General features: G+C 44.5%; 20 protein-coding genes. 16 read left to right on the top strand and 4 right to left on the bottom strand.

Annotated elements, in window-relative coordinates; genetic code table 11:
* Nucleotides 1-349: 349 nt before the first annotated feature.
* The 3 genes from B4K11_RS08400 to B4K11_RS08390 all read left to right on the top strand — a co-directional run bounded on the left by B4K11_RS08400 (nt 350) and on the right by B4K11_RS08390 (nt 3,178).
* Nucleotides 350-784, top strand: a complete 435-nt coding sequence (locus tag B4K11_RS08400) for a hypothetical protein (RefSeq protein ID WP_292949456.1) — start codon at nt 350-352, stop codon at nt 782-784.
* Between the two features lie 211 nt (nt 785-995).
* Nucleotides 996-2,207 (top strand): Fic family protein, encoded by a 1,212-nt coding sequence (locus tag B4K11_RS08395; RefSeq protein WP_292949458.1) that lies wholly within the window; start codon nt 996-998, stop codon nt 2,205-2,207.
* A gap of 509 nt (nt 2,208-2,716) precedes the next feature.
* Nucleotides 2,717-3,178 carry a DUF1499 domain-containing protein gene (locus tag B4K11_RS08390; protein ID WP_292949461.1) on the top strand — a complete coding sequence of 154 codons (462 nt, stop codon included), beginning with the start codon at nt 2,717-2,719 and terminating at the stop codon, nt 3,176-3,178.
* Nucleotides 3,179-3,604: 426 nt separating this feature from the next.
* Here the strand turns inward: B4K11_RS08390 and B4K11_RS08385 are convergent, their stop codons facing one another.
* Both B4K11_RS08385 and B4K11_RS08380 read right to left on the bottom strand, forming a co-directional pair.
* The gene (locus B4K11_RS08385; RefSeq protein WP_292949463.1) at nt 3,605-5,743 is read right to left on the bottom strand and encodes a TonB-dependent receptor; all 2,139 of its coding nucleotides are present in this window, start codon (nt 5,741-5,743) and stop codon (nt 3,605-3,607) included.
* A 201-nt stretch (nt 5,744-5,944) separates the two neighbouring features.
* A complete protein-coding gene (locus B4K11_RS08380) occupies nt 5,945-6,490 on the bottom strand; it encodes an NUDIX hydrolase (protein ID WP_292949466.1) in 546 nt (181 codons plus the stop codon).
* A 148-nt stretch (nt 6,491-6,638) separates the two neighbouring features.
* On the opposite strand from B4K11_RS08380, the gene B4K11_RS08375 reads away from it, so the two are divergent.
* The 4 genes from B4K11_RS08375 to B4K11_RS08360 are packed head-to-tail and all read left to right on the top strand — an operon-like array spanning nt 6,639 to nt 8,315.
* Nucleotides 6,639-7,262 carry a CoA pyrophosphatase gene (locus B4K11_RS08375; protein ID WP_292949468.1) on the top strand — a complete coding sequence of 208 codons (624 nt, stop codon included), beginning with the start codon at nt 6,639-6,641 and terminating at the stop codon, nt 7,260-7,262.
* On the top strand, nt 7,262-7,786 hold the full coding sequence (locus tag B4K11_RS08370; protein WP_292949525.1) for a gamma carbonic anhydrase family protein: 525 nt from the start codon (nt 7,262-7,264) through the stop codon (nt 7,784-7,786). Before B4K11_RS08375 ends, B4K11_RS08370 begins: the two co-directional genes overlap by 1 nt.
* A 3-nt stretch (nt 7,787-7,789) precedes the next feature.
* Entirely contained in the window at nt 7,790-7,981 is a 192-nt protein-coding gene (locus B4K11_RS08365) for a DUF1289 domain-containing protein (RefSeq protein WP_292949471.1), read from the top strand.
* A gap of 31 nt (nt 7,982-8,012) precedes the next feature.
* Nucleotides 8,013-8,315, top strand: a complete 303-nt coding sequence (locus B4K11_RS08360; RefSeq protein WP_292949474.1) for an MTH1187 family thiamine-binding protein — start codon at nt 8,013-8,015, stop codon at nt 8,313-8,315.
* 69 nt (nt 8,316-8,384) lie between these two features.
* On the opposite strand, the gene B4K11_RS08355 is transcribed toward B4K11_RS08360, so the two are convergent.
* Nucleotides 8,385-9,662 (bottom strand): HlyC/CorC family transporter, encoded by a 1,278-nt coding sequence (locus B4K11_RS08355; RefSeq protein ID WP_292949477.1) that lies wholly within the window; start codon nt 9,660-9,662, stop codon nt 8,385-8,387.
* 113 nt (nt 9,663-9,775) lie between these two features.
* Nucleotides 9,776-10,561 (bottom strand): cytochrome C assembly family protein, encoded by a 786-nt coding sequence (locus B4K11_RS08350; RefSeq protein WP_292949480.1) that lies wholly within the window; start codon nt 10,559-10,561, stop codon nt 9,776-9,778.
* 239 nt (nt 10,562-10,800) lie between these two features.
* Between B4K11_RS08350 and ffh the strand changes: the two genes are divergently transcribed.
* The 9 genes from ffh (at nt 10,801) to B4K11_RS08305 (ending at nt 19,234) form a co-directional block, all read left to right on the top strand.
* A complete protein-coding gene (gene ffh / locus B4K11_RS08345) occupies nt 10,801-12,204 on the top strand; it encodes a signal recognition particle protein (RefSeq protein WP_292949483.1) in 1,404 nt (467 codons plus the stop codon).
* Between the two features lie 156 nt (nt 12,205-12,360).
* Nucleotides 12,361-12,609, top strand: coding sequence for a 30S ribosomal protein S16 (gene rpsP, locus B4K11_RS08340; RefSeq protein ID WP_292949484.1), 249 nt, complete (start codon nt 12,361-12,363; stop codon nt 12,607-12,609).
* 27 nt (nt 12,610-12,636) lie between these two features.
* On the top strand, nt 12,637-13,170 hold the full coding sequence (rimM, locus tag B4K11_RS08335) for a ribosome maturation factor RimM (protein WP_292949487.1): 534 nt from the start codon (nt 12,637-12,639) through the stop codon (nt 13,168-13,170).
* A gap of 3 nt (nt 13,171-13,173) precedes the next feature.
* Entirely contained in the window at nt 13,174-13,923 is a 750-nt protein-coding gene (gene trmD / locus B4K11_RS08330) for a tRNA (guanosine(37)-N1)-methyltransferase TrmD (protein ID WP_292949489.1), read from the top strand.
* Between the two features lie 17 nt (nt 13,924-13,940).
* The gene (gene rplS, locus B4K11_RS08325) at nt 13,941-14,297 is read left to right on the top strand and encodes a 50S ribosomal protein L19 (RefSeq protein ID WP_292949491.1); all 357 of its coding nucleotides are present in this window, start codon (nt 13,941-13,943) and stop codon (nt 14,295-14,297) included.
* Nucleotides 14,298-14,488: 191 nt separating this feature from the next.
* A complete protein-coding gene (locus B4K11_RS08320) occupies nt 14,489-15,910 on the top strand; it encodes a hypothetical protein (RefSeq protein ID WP_292949493.1) in 1,422 nt (473 codons plus the stop codon).
* Between the two features lie 98 nt (nt 15,911-16,008).
* Entirely contained in the window at nt 16,009-16,905 is an 897-nt protein-coding gene (gene xerD / locus B4K11_RS08315) for a site-specific tyrosine recombinase XerD (RefSeq protein WP_348703238.1), read from the top strand.
* An 86-nt stretch (nt 16,906-16,991) separates the two neighbouring features.
* Nucleotides 16,992-17,744: a thioredoxin fold domain-containing protein gene (locus B4K11_RS08310; protein ID WP_292949497.1), complete on the top strand. Its 753-nt coding sequence runs from the start codon at nt 16,992-16,994 to the stop codon at nt 17,742-17,744.
* A 188-nt stretch (nt 17,745-17,932) separates the two neighbouring features.
* On the top strand, nt 17,933-19,234 hold the full coding sequence (locus tag B4K11_RS08305; protein ID WP_292949499.1) for a homoserine dehydrogenase: 1,302 nt from the start codon (nt 17,933-17,935) through the stop codon (nt 19,232-19,234).
* Nucleotides 19,235-19,244: the final 10 nt, after the last annotated feature.

The following is a 19,244-nucleotide window of genomic DNA, read 5'->3' as shown; positions in this document are numbered from 1 at the left end:
GAGGAGGCGACTATATGATTATCAGGTCTTGCATTGTGCAGTAGCCAAAAAGCTTCCTGCTGGCACAGACTCAAACACCTTTGACGCAGCCGAGTATCGCATAACTCATTGGAATAGATGGATATTTGTTTGAGCCTTCTTAAGATATAAAAGACGAGTTTATATCCGTCCCACTGAGTTAGAGAAACGCAGGGTGTTGAGCGAAGCGAAACAAGGAACAGGCGGCTAAGGGATTCTTAAGGGAAAGAGCTGTTGTTTTCCCTTAAGGGCCGAAGGTCTAAAAGAAAAAATGCATTCATGGACAGGGCTCAAGCGTTGGCTCTCATTGAGCAAAATAGGCCGCAGCTAGATGCGAAAAATCATTTCAATCTTTATCTTAAGTATCTTGATACTGGGTTGCTCCTCTAACCAATCTATCGATATAGAACCCATTAATGGCATTAAATTCTCCTTGCCAATGGAGAGTAAATTTCGACTACAAATGCAAGATACTGAAATTTACATCTACCAAGAAAAAGCACTGGTAGGTTCTATACAGAGAGTGCCGACAATAAACGGTTATACGGCGGTCGAAGCCTTGAAGGAAGGCTTTACTGAAGCTCAAAAGGGATCAAACAAGCCAACGGTTATTGATACGGCTAATGATGGGTTTGGATTCGCAGTTAATGTAGATGATTACACTACGTTATTTATCGCCAGTGATAATAATTCATCACATTGGGCTGTAATCAGCATTAAAAGAGAGCATTTTGATTATGTAGTTGCGAGGTTAGTCGTTAAGTAATAATCGGGGTCTGAGTAAATTTTATTATATGGAGGAACCTTTCATATCAATTAATCTCTCGAGCTAATGTCATATAATAGTAGGCCATGTCATTACCCCAGTAACATATTATTTAAATGGACAGTATGGCCTAAGCTCCCGTATATATTGCCTTTATTGTATTTGTATGTCACTTTTCTGATTCGGTTAATGTCATATAGTGAGTTTTTTTATGAGTTCCAATGTCAAATCATTCAGTCTTTGGCCAATTTCTTACGATAGCCCTGTTGTTGATTTGGGCTTCGAGCTTGAGGAGCTTAGGGCTTATAGGCCTCATGGTACTACACCGGACTGGCTTTTTTTCCAGCTCAAAGACATTCTTCATTCTGCAGAAAGCCTGATGTCCCTTAGACTTGAGGGCAACACAACAGAGATAGTTGAGTATGCCCAAGCTAGGCAATCCGGTGATTTTGTGAAAGAGCCTATCAAGGAAATTTCCAATTATGAGAAGGCCTTGACGTACACGATGAAGCATCTTGAGAATGAAGGAGATATAGACGGTGATCTTATCTGTCAACTTCATGAAATTGTTGTGGATGGACTGACACCCGTACAGGCTGGCGGCGACGGCGATATGCATCCAGGGCAATATTCATTTATCAAGGAAGAGGGAGTCAGGCGTGTAGGGAGCGAAACAACCGGAAAATATCACTACCCGCCAGTTTTTCCAGATAATGCCCAATATATGCTGCGTCTATTTGAGTTTATCGAAGCGGATCATGGTAAGAAATATGATGCTATAAAGATCGGACAGGCGCACCAAGCTTTTGCTTGGGTTCATCCATTCAATAACGGAAATGGTCGAGTCGGACGATTACTTACTCATGCTATGTTAATCAAGGCTAATTTTAGCGTCGCGGGATTGCTTACTCCATCGTCCATATTTTGTGGAGATAGATCAGAATACAATGCTAGATTATCTGCCTGTGACGACCTATCAAACGATACTGCTAAAGAGGAGTGGCTTGTATACGTATTGGGTGGAATCGTTAAAGAATTCAAAAAGGTTACAAATCTTATGGATTTTGAGTTTGTGAAAGAACATATCCTACTTTCAGCCATCAACGGCGCTTATGAACAAGGGAAGATTGAGCAGAATGATCATAAAATTCTGAGATGTGTCTATCATCTGGAAAGTTTCAAAACAGGTGATACCGAAGACCTCAAGCTGGCCCCTGCATACAGATCAAGATTGCTTGGCGCTATGCTTGAAAAGGGGCTGATTAAAACGAAGGCAAGAAGAGGTCGTATCTATCAAGTTAACTATCTTCATCCACAATTAATGTACGGGGTTCTCAAAGCACTTGAGTATCAACGAATGCTGCCTCCGCCGGACAAAATGCTAGCGAACGCTATTAGTAAGGAACGACGTGAACTCGAATGAAAAAACTTGTGCTGGGCTGTAGATCAATATTAGTTTTTAGTCGCTCGTGGCTTGATTAAATGGCTGGAGCAGATATGTAACAAGCGCGTCAATTAGGACGCTGAATCTCACCCGTTAAAACAAACACCTCAAACTAACGAGGAGTTCGAAAATGCCAAAGTAGACACAGCCAAGAAGATAATTTGGGGCAGAGTAAGTTTTTTAAAATTGGCACAGACTCAAACATCTTGACGCAGCCGAGTATCACAAAAAAGACAAGGACTAAAACCTCGCTCAGAGGCTGAGCTCCAACAGGGAACAGGAGGCTGTTTTTACAAGAGTGTATTCTTAAGGGAAAGAGCTGTTGTTTTCCCTTAAGGGCTGAAAGCCTACAAGAACAAATCAAAACCTCGCACTGGCACCCTCCGGGCATAAAGGGTGGCTTCCAACAGGGCATATTCCAACAACTTCCCCTATATTTACCCTATGCGAGCTTATAAAAAGCGCCACCCTAATTTCTGGAGACTCCCTTGAATAAACAAACCCTCACCGCTTTCTTTTGCTTGCTAATCTTAACCGGCTGCTCAGGAGCTATGCCAAAATTAGGCGTTCAGAATAGCCTGTTGGAAGCATGCCCATCATCACCGAAGTGTGTCAGTAGTCAGGCCAGCGATGAAGCTCATTATATTGAGCCAATTAAAGCGACAGGTTCTGTGTCGGCAGTTAAAAAAGATCTGCTAACGATATTGGAAGGGATCGAGCGAACCGTAATCACCTCAGCGGAAGGAAACTATGTTAGGGCTGAGTGTGCATCCAAAGTTTTTGGTTTCGTTGATGATATTGAGTTTTTAATTATTAATGTGGATAACTCTGATGACGTATTGATTCATGTGCGGTCTTCTGCAAGAGAGGGGTACTTCGATTTTGGTGTGAACCGAAAACGAATTGAGAGCATTAGGCAGCAAATGACTTCAATGGCTAAATCTAATTAAGCGAAAGCGCGGTGTTCAGTTTTAGAGGTTAAGCGGAGTTAATAGGAATTACGAAGTAATCGCGCTTAGGAAAAGCTTTCCAATTAAATCGCATGATATGTTATTGGGATTTACTCTGGAATTGGCACGGAATCAAACACCTTTGACGCAGCCGAGTATCGAAAAGAACAAACCTCGCTCAGGGGGCTGAGCTCCAGCGGGGAATTGAGCGGAGCGAAACAAGGAATAGGCGGCTGTTTTTACAAGAGTGTATTTTTAAGGGAAAGAGCTGTTGTTCCCCCTTAAAGGCTGAAAGCCTAAAAGAAAAAATCAAAAGCTCGCGCACGGGGTGGCTTCCTACAAAGGGAACTTTCTTAAAAACGAATCGCGTGAATCAAAAAAGCCACCTTTAATAGGTGGCTTGTTGCTACATGCTAATCTCAATCATCAAAACTGATAACGATAACTCAGCATGGCTGAACGGGGTGCTCCTGCTGAGAACGCTTTGTCTCCGCTGGTATCTTTGGTAACTTCAACGGCATAACGTTTATCGAACAGGTTCTGCACGTTTAAGCTAATGTCATGTGGGCCTTTGGCATAGCTAAGATTAACGCTAGTGACAAAGTCATAACCGCCATACTTCTCACTGTTTGCGTGGTCTAGGTAATACTCACCCCAGCTATCCGCTTGAATGCGCGCTTTAACACCACTTGGGTGCGTATAGTCTGCATTGATGCTGTAGTAGTGCTCAGGGATAAAGGGGAGTTGGTTACCTGAACGATCAAAGTTGGTCGGTGGACCCATGCCGTAAACGATTTCTGAGAATTCGTTGTAGCTGTAATCGCTATAGGCATAGTTAAAGCCTAGCGCGAGTTGACCGGCAATCTGTTCCTTTAGTACTTGGAATGAACCGCTGAACTCGATACCTTTTTTATCGGTACTTCCTGCGTTTTGGTAGATGCTTTCGCCATCTGTGCGTACGTTGATGATCTCATCTTCTACTTCACTGACATAAGCATTGAGATCAAACTGCCATGTATGCGACCGGCCTTTAATCCCTATCCCTATACTACGGCTGGTGGCGTTTTTAAGGTCGTCGTTACTTTCCAGTTCGCTGGCAAAAGGGACTTGCTCGCCTTGCGCAATATTGCCGAATAGGGTGAAGTTTTGGTTTAGCTTATAGCTTACGCCAATACGAGGTGAGAATAGGTCGAAGCTGTGCTTCAGTTCACTATTGCCGCCGCTACCAGGCACTGTTAGGTAGCCGCCCATCCCATAGTTATAAGAGGTATCGCTGCTCCAGGTGTCTTGTTCTATTGTGATGTGGTCGTAGCGAAAGCCTGCATCGATCAATAGCTTGTCGTTAGGCCTTAGGTTTTCTTGAAGGAAGACGCCGTAGACGGTATTGATCTCATCTTGCTCCTCTAGCAGATCGCCCTTTCTATCAGATAGAGTACTGGTAATAACGGGGCCCGCTGTGGCAATGTCTGCGTAGGCGTATTTCTTCGCATTCATGTTTCTGTCTTGGCGGTAGGTTAGGCCGCTGACCAGCGTGTCTTTACCGAGTAGCTCGTGTGCGTATTCAAGCTCTAAATCTGTGCCCCAGATATCAACACCCGGTGTGTCATTGATCGCGCCAGTGACAGGGTGGAAGTGTGTCCAGTGGTTGTAGTAAAGGCGAGGTTTTAGTGTGAGTGCCCCTAACTCGACGTTGAGTCGGCTATTGAAAAAGAATATTTCGGAATCACGTGCCGAGTGTTTAAACGCGCTGTCGTTGTCGGTTTGTTTACCTGTACGTTTGTATTCTTCAAATTGACTCTCGTTCATATCACCGGGCAGGTTTAGCTTAGCTTTGGTGTAGCTGAACTCTGTTTCTAGTTCACTGTTATCAGAGAGAAGGAATCCACCTTTAAGGCTGAACTGGTTAGATTCAAATTCATTATGTCTGCGCCAGTCGTTGTCGGCTTTGCGGTGGGATGCGGTAAATGCAAAAGCATGACCTTCATCGGACATAAGTGACTTGCGAAGGTGAACGTTCTTGTGACCCTCTTCGCCTGCGCCTAAACGTATCTGGTCGCGTCTATCATCAAATACTGATTTTGAGATGATATGGATCGCGCCCCCTGTGGAGCCTGTGGCGTAAATATTGCCAGGCCCTTTACTTACTTCTATCTGTTCTATGTCTTGCGTGTCGATAAAGTCCATACGGGTGAAGCTGTCTGGATCGGTAATGGGCACGCCGTCTCTAAGCACCATAATTTCACGAATACCGTATTGCGCTTTTAACCCAGCACCACGGACGATCATACGTGAGCTGTAACCACCGCTGGTGGATTCAATTAATACGCCGGGCGTACCTTTCAGGGCATCGGCGATGTTATACATCTTCTCTTGTTCTATTCGTTTCTGATCAATGATGGCGATGCTTTCAGGCACTTCTGCCGAGTTACGTTCTGCGCGGGTTGCAGTCACTGTTATTGTGTCGGGAACAGCGATCTCTTCTGCAAATACAGAGATGGGGGTGATCACCGCAGAGACTAGAATGGCGAGTTTTTTAATTGGAAATGATTTTAGTGAAGGCTGCATCGTGTTTCCGTCCGTAGTATATATTGGCGCGGAAATTAGATGATTTTAGAAAGGCAGACAATGTGACACAGTGTCGCGCGACAGAGTGCCACATGTGCGGATTTGTCGCGTTTTCTAGTTCACAGAAGGGCATCCAGAGGTTTTGCTTTGGGCCCTATCTATAAGGCTTTTAGCTTAATTATTAAGGGGTAGGCAACCCATTTAGTCTGACGCTCTGTTGATGTCGACGCTGCGCTCTCTTAAAGGGAATACGTTGTTAACGCGGTCTGCAAAGTAAAACTTCAGTGCGTTTCTTATGGTTGGAAATGCCAGCTCATCCCAAGGGATCTCTTCTTCGCTGAAAAGCTCGACTTCTAAGGATTCATTGCTTGGGGCGTATTCTGCTTTATCCATATGGGCAAGGTAGATCATTTGTACTTGATTCACATGTACGATGGAGGTCAGCGTGTATAGATGGCTGATACGGACCTGCGCATTGGCTTCTTCAAATGTTTCTCTTAAAGCGCCTTGCTCGGTTGATTCATTATTCTCCATAAAGCCTGCGGGTAGCGTCCAATAGCCTTTTCTTGGCTCTATTGCACGTTTGCATAGTAGGACTTTGTCTTCATAAACCGCTAAGCACCCGGTGATGATTTTAGGGTTTTCGTAGTAGATAAGGTCACAGGAGTCGCAGATATGGCGTGGCAAATTATCCTCTTCAGGGATGCCTATGCGGATAGGTTCTGCGCAATTTGAGCAGTATTTCATGGTGAACTCCTGATAATGAAGCATCATTCTAACGTGATTCTCCACTGTTGAACAAAGAGTGCTTCTTCAGTTTTTGTAGAAATCGACTTAAGTTATTGCTCAGCTTAGGGGTATGATTAAGAGATAGCTCTGTGAAAATGATAATGCGATGTTAACGACAATTAAAAAACGTTTAATTAACTTTAAGCCTAGAAGGTTTCCGTTTCCATCGGATAGGCCGCAAGCCAGTGTGCTTATCGCACTCACTGATCATGAGGACCCGGAAGTTATTTTGACTAAGCGGGCTTCTGGCTTGTCCAGTCATGGTGGAGAGATCGCTTTTCCCGGCGGTAAATATGATGAGACTGATCCGGATCTGTTATTTACAGCGCTTCGTGAAGCCCATGAAGAGGTTGGTTTGTCACCTGATCAAGTAGATATAGTCGCGCCCTTGGGGCAGGTGATGTCTAAACATGGTTTGCAGGTTACACCTTGGGTTGGGATTATTCCTAAGTCTGTTGAGTTAACGGCTAATCCCGGTGAGTTGGATGAGGTGTTCAGCGTCCCGCTTAGCTTCTTTATGGCGGATCAGCGTTATGCGACGGATGAGATTCGCTTTAAAGGCAAAGCCGTTTATGTACCCGCTTGGGAGTATGAGGGGCATATCATATGGGGATTAACCGCTTATATGCTGGTGGAACTTTTAAATGAAGGCTGTGGTGCGGGTATCCCTATGAAACCGAGGCCAGAACATAAAATTCGTTATTTTTCGAACGATTCTGAGGATAGATGATGTTGTATTCTGTAGCAGGGCAAAAGGTTCAATTGGTGGGTGAAGAGCATTTTGTTGCGGACAATGCGACGGTTATAGGTAATGTGACTCTGCATCATTGCAGTAGCATCTGGTTTAACGTCGTTATCCGCGGTGATAATGATCCAATTATTATTGGGGAACGAACTAATGTACAGGATGGTGCGATCCTGCATACAGATCCGGGATATACGCTGGCTCTAGGTAAAGATGTGACGGTTGGTCATCAAGCGATGCTACACGGTTGTGAGGTGGGTGATGGATCTCTGATTGGTATTAGTGCTGTGGTGTTAAATGGCGCTAAAATAGGCAAAGGCTGCCTGATTGGTGCTAATGCACTTGTTCCTGAAGGGATGGTTATACCGGATAATTCTCTAGTGGTGGGATCGCCTGCAAAGGTGAAGCGCACGTTGTCAGATGAGCAAGTCGCAGGCCTTAAAGAGAATGCAGCCCACTATGTTGAGAATATGCGTCGTTTTAACTCCAGTTTTGAAAAGCAAAGGTAAGTCATGAACGAAGAGGTGAATAAGCCTATACCTAGCCCTTGTGTAGGTGTGTGTGCACTAGATGAAAACGATCTTTGTATCGCCTGCCAGCGCAGCGGGATTGAGATTGGTGAGTGGGGTGTTTACAGCAATGAAGAGAAAAAGGCTGTTTTGGTCAAAATTAAGCAGCGAGAAGCTGGGGATTTGTCAGAGTGATCCCTTTTGTACGTGAAATGGTGTACGTGAAATGAATGTCATGATTGATATCTGTATTGTTCCCTTAGGTGTTGGCGTTTCAGTCTCTGACTACGTGGCAGCCTGTCAAAAAGTGTTACAAGCGGCAGGGTTGAAACATGAGATGCATGCTTACGGCACTAATGTTGAAGGCGATTGGGATGATGTCATGGCCGCGGTGAAGCGTTGCCATGAGGTGGTCCATGAGATGGGCGCTCCGCGCATTACAACATCGATGCGGTTAGGTACACGTACTGATAAAGCTCAAAGCATGAATGATAAAGTTCGGAGTGTTATTAAGAAGCTTGAAGGCTAAAATTAACGTTTAGTCGTTAATCAATAAAAAAGGCCCATAGGACCTTTTTTATTAATCGGTTAAAGCGCTTTATTCGTCGTCTTCAACGGCTTTAGGCATGGCAATAATACGTGCTGTTTTGATCACGTTATCGCTCACTTGCAAGGTTTCGATCCGGTAATGTTCTAGTTGTAAGCAGACATTGGCTTCCGGTATTGATTCCAGTGTTTCAGTGATTAGGCCATTCATGGTTTTAGGCCCGTCAGTAGGAAGTTCCCACTCCAATGCTTTGTTAACGTCACGTATATAAGCACTACCATCAATATAGAAACTGCCATCTTCCTGCGGGTAGATATCTTGATCTGATTCTTTGTTGTTAGATGAAAGCTCACCGACGATCTCTTCTAAGATATCTTCAAGCGTTACGATACCTTGAATATCACCATACTCATCGACCACAAGGCCTATGCGGCGGTTTTGAGATTGAAAGTGCACTAACTGTGTTTGCAGTGGTGTGCTTTCTGGAATGAAGTAGGGTTCACGAATAACCTGCAGAATCGCCGCTTTAGTGACTTTCCCTTCGTGGAAAACCTGTGCCAAGCTGCGCATATGCAGTAGGCCAACAACTTTGTTGAGTTCACCTTGGTATACAGGTAGACGAGTATGTTCTGTTTGGCTTAAGTGCTGAATGATCGTATCGATATCTTCGTCAAGGTCGATCCCGAGCACTTCATTTCGCGGGATCATAATGTCGTTAACGGTAACTTCTGAAAGCTCTAAAACCCCTAACAGCATGTTCTGGTTGTTTTGTGGCAGCAGTGCACCAGCTTCATGTACAAGGGTGCGGAGCTCTTCGGTGCTTAAATGGTGGTTGTTATCGCCTGTAACGTTGACACCAAACATTTTAAGGAAGGTGTTGGTAATGCCGTTGATGATCCATACAAGCGGGTAGATAAGCTTAAGCAGTGGCGCCAATATGTAGGCAGCAGGGAAGGCTATTTTCTCTGGATAGAGCGCAGCCATGGTTTTAGGTGATACTTCGGCAAAGATAAGAATAACAACCGTCAAACCTAAAGTAGCAACCATAATGCCAGCGTCACCCCATAGGCGAACACAGACAACAGTAGCGATGGCTGAAGCAAGGATGTTAACAAAGTTATTACCGATGAGGATGACGCCAATAAGTCGATCAGGGCGTTCTAGTAGCTTGCTGGCTTTGCGTGCACCGCGGTGCTTCTTTTTAACGAGGTGTTTTAACCGGTAGCGGTTAAGGGACATCATGCCTGTTTCAGAGCTAGAGAAAAAAGCAGAGCTACATATTAAAAAACAGAGAACTCCAAGGAGAAATCCTATCGATGCGTCTTCCAAGACGGTATGCCTATCTTATGAATGGAGAGGTATTTTCAAATTTGGGGTTAAAACTGTCAAGAGATAATAGCTTTACGCGTTATGTATTTAGCCGTAAAGCCATTATTTTATGCTTATACAAGCCATTCAATAACCATTTTGCTGCCAAAGAAACCTAACGCAAGTGAAACGAAGCTGGCAATGCTCCATCGGACAGCAGTATTGCTGCGCCAGCCAAAACTGATGCGGCCAAATATTAATGTTGCATAGAGGCACCAAGCAAAGAGCGAGAATACGGTCTTATGAACAAGGTGCTGAGCAAATAGGTCATCAAATACAATAAAACCGGTAATCAATGATGCAGTTAACAGAATTAAACCGGTCCACACCATCTCAAACAACAGACGTTCCATTGTTTGAAGAGGCGGCAGGGATGAAACCAAGCCACGAGTATGATGCTGTTTAAGGGCAGAAATTTGACGAGAGAGAAGAATTGACTGCAATGTAGCAATGGTGAAAATACTGTAAGCCAATATAGATAGAAGGATGTGAGCAATCACTCCTCCTGCATAGACCTTACCTTCAGCAACTCCGGCAACTAGAGTGGCCAATGCGGTGACAGCGGCCATTGGGAAAACAGCAATAAAAAGGTTGTCGATATTTTGTCTTAAGCTACTGAGCAGTACGATACTTGCGACAAGCCATGAGATAAGCGAGCCTACACTGAATAGGCTGAGATTAATCCCGGCCGGTTGGTGCAGCACAATATAAAGCGCTAACGTATGCGAGCATAGACCGAGTAAACCAAGCAGTTGGTTGAAATAACGAGGCTGTTGACGGCTGCCTTGCATGACCTGCCATTGCAGGAATCCTGAAGCGCTATAAAGCATGACTGCAACAAGTGTTGAAATAGCTAACATCTATATCTCTTCTGTCCAAAGTTCCAGTAGAACAGTGTATTGGCGTGAGGTGCTAGTTTGTCACAGTTAGGCATTGGATTAAAGAAGTTCGGGCCAGTTATAAGTGGTTATGCTAAAGGGGCTGCTCAGGATGCTTCTAGTACGTTATAATGCGCCAATAATTAACTAAGTTTATCTTTTTCCCTAAATTAGTATGCTCGTCAGCAAAGCTCTTTCGTAGGGGAAAGTCGAGGCAGGACATGTTTGAGAATTTAACAGAACGACTTACGCATACGTTACGCTCAGTGACCGGTCAGGCGAAACTGACGGAAGACAATATTAAAAGTACGTTGCGTGAAGTGCGTATGGCGTTATTGGAAGCTGATGTAGCGCTTCCTGTTGTTAAAGAGTTTGTTAACAGCGTTAAAGAACGTGCTGTTGGAACGGAAGTTACCAAAAGCCTGACGCCGGGTCAGGTGTTCGTCAAGATCGTCAATGAAGAGATGGTCAAGGTGATGGGGGAGGCGAACGAACAGCTGAACCTAGCGGCTACACCACCTGCAGTTGTTATGATGGCTGGTTTGCAGGGTGCGGGTAAAACCACCTCTGTTGCTAAGTTAGGTCGCCATCTACGCGAGCGTGAAAAGAAAAAAGTATTGGTTGTATCTGCCGACGTATACCGTCCTGCAGCGATCAAGCAGTTAGAAACATTGGCAGGAGAGGTTGAAGTCGACTTCTTCCCATCGTCAGCGGATCAAGATCCAGTTGATATCGCCAATGCTGCGATTGCTCATGCTCGAATTCAACACCATGACGTTCTGTTAGTCGATACAGCAGGTCGTTTGCACGTTGATGAAGACATGATGGGCGAGATTAAGCGCCTACATGAAGCAGTTACTCCGGTTGAGACGCTGTTTGTTGTTGATGCTATGACTGGTCAAGATGCAGCTAATACGGCTAAAGCATTCAATGAAGTACTACCGCTAACCGGTGTTATCCTGACAAAGACCGATGGTGACGCCCGTGGTGGTGCGGCACTGTCTGTTCGTCAAATTACTGGTAAGCCAATTAAGTTCTTGGGTGTGGGCGAAAAAGTCGATGCCTTAGAACCGTTCCATCCTGATCGTGTTGCATCACGTATCTTAGGTATGGGTGATGTACTTTCTCTTATCGAGGAAGCTGAACAGAAAATAGATAAAGATAAAGCTGAAAAATTTGCCAAGAAAATTAAAAAGGGCAAAGGCTTTGATCTTGAAGACTTCCGCGAGCAGATCTCCCAGATGAAAAACATGGGTGGTATGGCGGGCATGCTAGATAAGCTTCCGGGTATGGGGCAGTTAACCCAGGCAGCTAATACGGCTAATGCTGAGAAAGGCATGCATCAGATGGAAGCGATTATTAACTCTATGACGCCTATGGAACGTCGTAAACCGGATGTGATCTCTGGTTCACGTAAAAAGCGTATTGCTAAAGGTTCAGGTACTCAGATTCAAGATGTTAACCGCTTGCTTAAACAGCATAAGCAGATGTCGAAGATGATGAAGAAGTTTAGCGGCAAAGGCGGCATGACCAAAATGATGCGCGGTATGAAAGGAATGCTGCCTCCTGGTATGGGTGGCGGTCCTGGCGGTATGGGTGGTCCTGGTGGCTTCCCGGGCATGTAAGCCGGTTAAAATTAATACATAAAAAGACTTTATTAGGGCGGGTAATTCAAGTAGAATTTCCGCCCTAATTTTTAATGGCTCAGTCTGCCTTAAAAGCGGGCTGTTTTATCTAACTGTGGGCGATTTTAAAACCCACTCAATAAGGGGATCTAACGCATGGTAACTATTCGTTTGTCTCGTGGCGGCGCCAAAAAGCGTCCTTTCTATCACATCTCAGTAGCTGACTCACGTAATGCACGTGATGGTCGTTTTATTGAGCGTGTGGGTTTCTTCAACCCTACAGCACGTGGTCAAGAAGAAGGTCTTCGCATCGATCTTGATCGTGTTGAGTACTGGCAGGGTAAAGGCGCACAGCTTTCTGAGCGCGTTGCTAAGCTAGTTAAAGAAGCTAAAGCAGCTAAGTAATTTTTAGGTTTTTGGTCAGGGTTAAAAATGAGCAGTAATCCAAGTAATGAACATCTCATTGTCGGAACAATTACTGCGGTCTATGGGATTAAAGGGTGGGTGAAAATATTTTCACACACTGACCCAATAGAAAACATCTTTAACTACAAACCTTGGTTAGTGAAAGTTGGTGGTGTATTGAAGCCTCTTGAGGTGGAAACCAGCAAACGCCATGGTAAAGGCCTAGTTGCAAAACTGGTTGGAGTAGATGATCGAGATATCGCACGCAAATATTGCGGGTTAAACATTTCGGTTGCAGCGAGTCAGCTTCCTGTTTTGGATGCGGGCGAGTACTACTGGAGTCAGTTGCAAGACCTATTAGTTTATACCGAGTCTGATCAATTATTGGGCAAGGTAAGCCACCTATTAGAAACTGGTTCAAATGATGTACTAGTTGTGAAGGGAACGGCAGACAGTATCGATCAAAAAGAGCGACTGTTGCCCTATCTTCCTGATCAGGTGATAAAAAATATTGACCTTGAAACAGGTACTATGCGGGTCGATTGGGACCCGGAATTCTGATTCATGTGGTTTGGAGTGGTAACGCTTTTTCCTGAAATGTTTGATGCAATTCGTTGCTATGGCGTAACAGGACGAGCGGTTAAAAATGGTTTGATACAGATGCAGTGCTGGAGTCCTCGTGATTTCGCGCATGATAAGCATAAAACTGTTGATGACCGCCCTTACGGTGGTGGCCCAGGCATGCTGATGAAAGTTCAGCCTCTACGGGATGCTATCCAAGCGGCTAAAGACGTTGCGGGTGATGAGGTAGTAGTTATTTACCTTTCCCCTCAGGGACGCCGAATGGATCATAAGGGAATGCAGGAACTGGCTTCACGCAAGAAGCTGATTTTGGTAGCTGGACGCTATGAAGGTATTGATGAGCGTCTAATTGAAGCAGAGATTGATGAAGAGTGGTCGCTAGGTGACTTTGTCCTTAGTGGTGGTGAACTGCCAGCAATGACTATGATTGATTCGGTTTCTCGCTTAGTTCCAGGTGTTTTAGGACATCAGGATTCAGCAACCGAGGATTCTTTTTGCGATGGATTACTAGATTGCCCGCATTACACACGACCAGAGCATTATGATGATAGGCAGGTACCTGATGTGTTGCTAAGCGGCAACCATAAAGAGATCAGACGCTGGCGTCTGAAACAGCAGTTAGGAAGAACGTGGCTACGCCGCCCTGATATGCTGGAATCTCTTGAGTTAGACGCTGAGCAAAGGTCATTGTTAAACGATTTTATCCGGGAGACCCACGGGTCCGAAGGTTGAATGTTTAGGAGCAAGCGATGAGCGGCAAAAACCTAATTATTCAGCAGCTTGAAGCTGAACAAATGAATAAAGAAGTACCAGAATTTGCACCGGGTGATACCGTTGTAGTCCAGGTTAAAGTTGTAGAGGGTGAGCGTACCCGTCTACAGGCGTTTGAAGGCGTAGTGCTAGGCAAACGTAACCGTGGCGTAAATTCTGCATTTACAGTACGTAAAATCTCTCACGGTGTGGGTGTTGAGCGTACTTTCCAGACTTTCAGCGCAACTGTTGATAGCATTGAAGTTAAGCGTCGTGGTGATGTTCGCCAGGCTAAGCTTTACTACTTGCGTGAGCGTAGCGGTAAGTCTGCACGTATTAAAGAGAAGTTGAGCTAAGCTCTTCTTTATCTTTATTGAAAAAGCGGCCTCGGCCGCTTTTTTTGTGCTTGGCGCTTGCTTATAGATTCCTTTGTATAAAATGTTTAGATTATTCTGCTATAAAGGTTGGACAGAATTATGGGTTCAAGCCCATAATAATTAGAGTTTTTACAAGGTTTTGTGCTCAGAAACGATGGTTAGGCTAATTTATGCAGAATAAACTGATTAAACGTGTAGCAACTTTATTATCAATAATTTTAATTCCTGTGCTGTTGTTTGCTGGCGTTTATGGTTTTGTCTGGTGGAAAGTTTCTGAATTTGCAGATGGTTTTTCACGCGATATTTCACCTTTTGCGGAGATGAAATATAAACAGATTCATATAGATCTTGCTGAGGCCGAGGTGGGTTTACGTGGTATGAGCTTCACCCCGACGGGTATGGAGGGTGATATAGGTTTAGAGTCTGCCATCTTAAAAGCACCCTCTTGGGGCTTTATTTTAAGCTTAGAGGAAAAGCTTTCACAAGGGGAGCTGCCTGAAGAGTTTAATGTCGATATCAAAGGGTTAGATATCGATCTGAAAAGTGGTTATATGCAGGACTGGGGGCGAATGGCGAGTGATGTTCAGCGTCAGGCGGGGCCCGGTTACGATACGTTAGGTTGTGGTAAATTGCAGCATTTCTCAGTCGCTGATATGCGAAAAATGGGTTATAGCCGGATTCGTAGCGATCTGTCAGTACAGTACAGTTTTGATACGGTGGATAAAGAACTTAATTTCGATATGCAAAGTAAAACTACCAATATGGCTGATATGAGCATGTCGATGGATATTGGGGTTGCCAGTGATTCGCTGAATATGCAAACCATTGTGTTTGCTCAGCCCAAGTTAAAAAGGGTTGAAGCACGCTTTTATGATCGAGGCTATAACAAGCGCCGTAGTACTTTCTGTGCGGACCTGAACAAAGAGAGTGTTGCTGATTATCGACTACGTTATGCAGAGCTGTTTAATCAGCGTTTAGAATATGACGGTTGGACAGTTCCTGAATCATTATTGAGTGCATTAGATAGTATAAATAAACCTGGAGGTTCCATGTATTTTCGGGTGGATCTGCCGCAAGGTTTTGGGATGCAATCAATGGCGATGGTGCAGTCTCCGGTTGATCTGATTGATGCTTTAAACCCTTACGTTGAATTTAATGGTAAGCCTATCATTTTGGATGGCATATCATGGAGTGAGCCCGATCCAGATGGCCAAAGACTTTTGCATGAGCTAAATATGAGTGACTCAGCAGAAGGTGATGACCAAGAGGGGCTTGTGTTAGGTGAGAGGCTAGAGGCTGAAGAGGTTGTTGAGGCGGGAGCTCCTGTGTATGAAAAAGGGCCTAGCTATTTTCGGAATAGAAGCAGCAAGAAAGCAGAGAAATCTTTTAAGACAGTTGAATTGCCTAAGTTGTCATCGCATATAGGCGAGCCTGTTATTTTGTATACATATTTTGGTCGTAAAGTTCAGGGTAAGCTTATTACCGTGACGGAAAAGGTTGTTACGGTTGAGCATCGCTTGGTTGATGGTCGAGGTACGGCAACTTACCCGATCGCTCGTAATAAAATTCAAAGCGCGCGTTTATATTATTAATCTTTAGTTATCGGTAGCTAGATTTCAGCCAACGCCTGCCCTTCATAATTTGTAGATGGGAATGTTTTTTGTCTAGTAAAAGAGTTGCCTCTACGCCTCTGTGTGAAGCAGATCAGAAGCTTATTGATACTTACCTTGATGCTATTTGGATGGAGAAAGGCCTAAGTGACAATACTCTACAATCCTATAGGCGTGACCTTTCTCAGTTCTCCCATTGGCTTAAAGGCTGCTCTGGTGAGCTTTTGCATGGTTCCCGTGGAGATATTCAGCAGTATCTTGGCTGGCGAGTTAAAGAGCGGCTAAGTGCAAACTCTACATCTCGAATGTTATCGTGCCTTAGAGGCTTCTATCGCTATCTATTACGTGAAGAGCATATTAGTGAGGATCCTACCCTTTTGATCGATAGCCCAAAGAAGGGGCGGAGCTTGCCTAAAACCCTGACGGAGGATGATGTTGAGGGTTTACTAAACGCTCCTCAGGTGGAGGATCCAATCCATTTTCGTGATCGTGCGATGCTTGAAGTGCTTTATGCTACCGGTTTGCGCGTGACAGAGCTGGTAAGCTTGCAACTCTTTGAAGTCAATCTGAATCAAGGTGTAATTCGGGTGATGGGTAAAGGTGGAAAAGAGCGCTTGGTACCTTTAGGGGAGGAGGCGATTAGCTGGCTTCATCGCTATATAGCAGGGGTGCGACCTTTGTTGTTAGGTGAAACTGTTAGTGATGTTTTGTTTCCGAGCCGCCGAGGTCAGCAGATGACGCGTCAAACGTTCTGGCATCGTATCAAACATTATGCGCTGGTGGCGGGTATTGATAAGCCCCTGTCTCCCCATGTGATGAGGCATGCATTTGCGACCCATCTTCTAAATCATGGTGCTGACTTGCGTGTAGTGCAGATGTTGTTAGGCCATAGTGACTTATCAACCACTCAGATTTATACGCATGTTGCGCAGCAGCGATTACAGTCTTTACATCAACAGCATCATCCTCGAGGATGATGTATTAGAATAGTGAACTTTTGATCTTTTGTGTGGTCAGTTCTTTAAGACCAAGGTGCACTTGGGTTGTTATTTATGAGGAAAGCATGAAAAAAATATTAAGCGCGGCTGTATTGCTGATTACTTGTTTTGCAACAACATCATATGCCAATGATGAAGCGAAGGCATTTGTTGATGAGTTGTTGCCAGCGCATTTAAAGTCAAAAACTGCCGTAGAGACGCCGGTTTCTGGTCTTTATGAAGTTGTTTTAAGTAACGGAGATATACTTTACGTTGATCCTAAGTCAAAATCTTTTCTCTCCGGGCAGTTGATGTCATTTTCTGAAGAAGCTGGGGTGATCAATTTGACCCAGCAGAAGAAGCAAGAGTTAAGTAGCCTGAAGAATACTGAGCGTAAAGCTGCGCTGGCTGATATTGATGCTAAGGATAAAGTGACCTATTCCCCTGAAGGGGAGGTGAAAGGCCGGATTCATGTTTTTACTGACATTTCATGCGGTTACTGCAGAAGGTTGCATCAAGAAATGTCAGAGTTAAATAAGTTGGGTATTGAGGTTAGTTATTTGGCTTTTCCGCGTGCTGGGAACGGTTCTGCTGCGCATAAACAGATGAATGCTATTTGGTGTGCGGGCAATGATCAGGAGCGTCGTGATGCGATGGATCAAGCTAAGCTTTCTGGGGGTATTAAAGGTTCAGATTGTAAGACTTCAGTAATTGAACAGATGGAGTTAGGTCAGAATTTGGGGGTGCGAGGTACGCCCGCAATGATCTTGGAGAGCGGTGAGCTTATGCCGGGTTATCGTCCTGCTAAAGAGCTTGCTAAGGTCCTTGGTATTAAGTAAAAGTGGAATGTATGAAGGGAGCCAAATGGCTCCCTTTTTTTTGTTGGTTCATAAGCCGCACAAAGATAGAGCTATTGCCTTGTTTTGGCTATAATGAGCGCCTAATTTTTTGTAAATTGCAGAATGTACCCAAAAATTAATCAGGGTTGCTGCAATTTCTTTCGTTCAACAGCATGAGAGGTGCAGGTTTGAAACCGGTCAAAGTTGGTATCTGTGGATTAGGTACAGTCGGCGGTGGCACATATAATGTGCTGAAGCGTAATGCTGAAGAGATTGCTCGCAGAGCAGGACGTAAAATCATAGTGGAAGAGGTAGGTGCACGTCACCTAAATCCAGACTGTGATACCAAAGGTACGCAGATTACAGCGGATATTTTTGAGGTAGCGAAAAACCCAGAAATTGATGTCATTGTAGAATTGATCGGTGGCTATGACGTTGCTAAAGAGCTTGTGCTAACGGCGATTGAGCATGGTAAGCATGTTGTAACTGCGAACAAAGCGCTTATTGCTGTACATGGTAATGAGATCTTTGAAGCCGCTCAGAAAAAGAATGTGATGGTTGCTTTTGAAGCGTCTGTTGCAGGCGGTATTCCAATTATCAAAGCGATCCGCGAAGGTCTTTCTGCGAATAAGATTAATTGGTTGGCGGGTATCATCAATGGTACTGGCAACTTCATCATGACTGAGATGCGTGATAAAGGTCGTGACTTTGATGACGTTTTAGCTGAAGCTCAGGCGCTTGGCTATGCTGAAGCAGATCCTACTTTTGATGTTGAAGGGATCGATGCTGCACATAAATTGACGATTCTTGCATCACTTGCGTTTGGTATTCCGCTACAGTTTGAAAAAGCGTTTACTGAAGGTATCAGTAAAGTGACTCGCGAAGATGTTCAATACGCGGATGAACTGGGTTATCGCATCAAGCACTTAGGTGTGAGCCGCAGAACTGAAAAGGGTGTTGAACTTCGTGTACATCCAACATTGATCTCTGAATCTGCACTGATCGCTAATGTAAATGATGTGATGAATGCAGTATTGGTTGATGGTGATGCTGTTGGTCAAACTATGTACTACGGACCAGGTGCCGGTGCTGAAGCCACTGCTTCATCTGTTGTTGCTGATATTGTTGATGTTGTACGTACATTGACAGCAGATCGTGATAACCGTGTTCCTCACTTGGCATTCCAGCCTTCTGAGTTGTCTGATACGCCTATTCTTCCAATGGATCAGACTGAGTCTGCGTACTATCTGCGTATGAATGCTCAGGAAAAGCCAGGTGTACTTGCGATGATCACAAGCATCCTAGGTGGTGAAGATATCAACATTGAAGCGATCATTCAGAAAGAGACTAGCGAAGAGCAGGTTCCTGTGATTATTCTGACTCAGTCTGTACTTGAGCAGAAAATGAATGATGCGATCGAAAAAATTGAAGAATTGGATGAGATTAACGGCAGCGTTACTCGTATCCGCGTTGAACATTTTGACAGTTAAGGGGTTAACC

It is taken from the genome of Neptuniibacter sp. UBA6509 (genome assembly GCA_002435145.1).
GTDB lineage: Bacteria > Pseudomonadota > Gammaproteobacteria > Pseudomonadales > Balneatricaceae > Neptuniibacter.
This window is presented reverse-complemented; position numbering and strand designations above follow the sequence as displayed.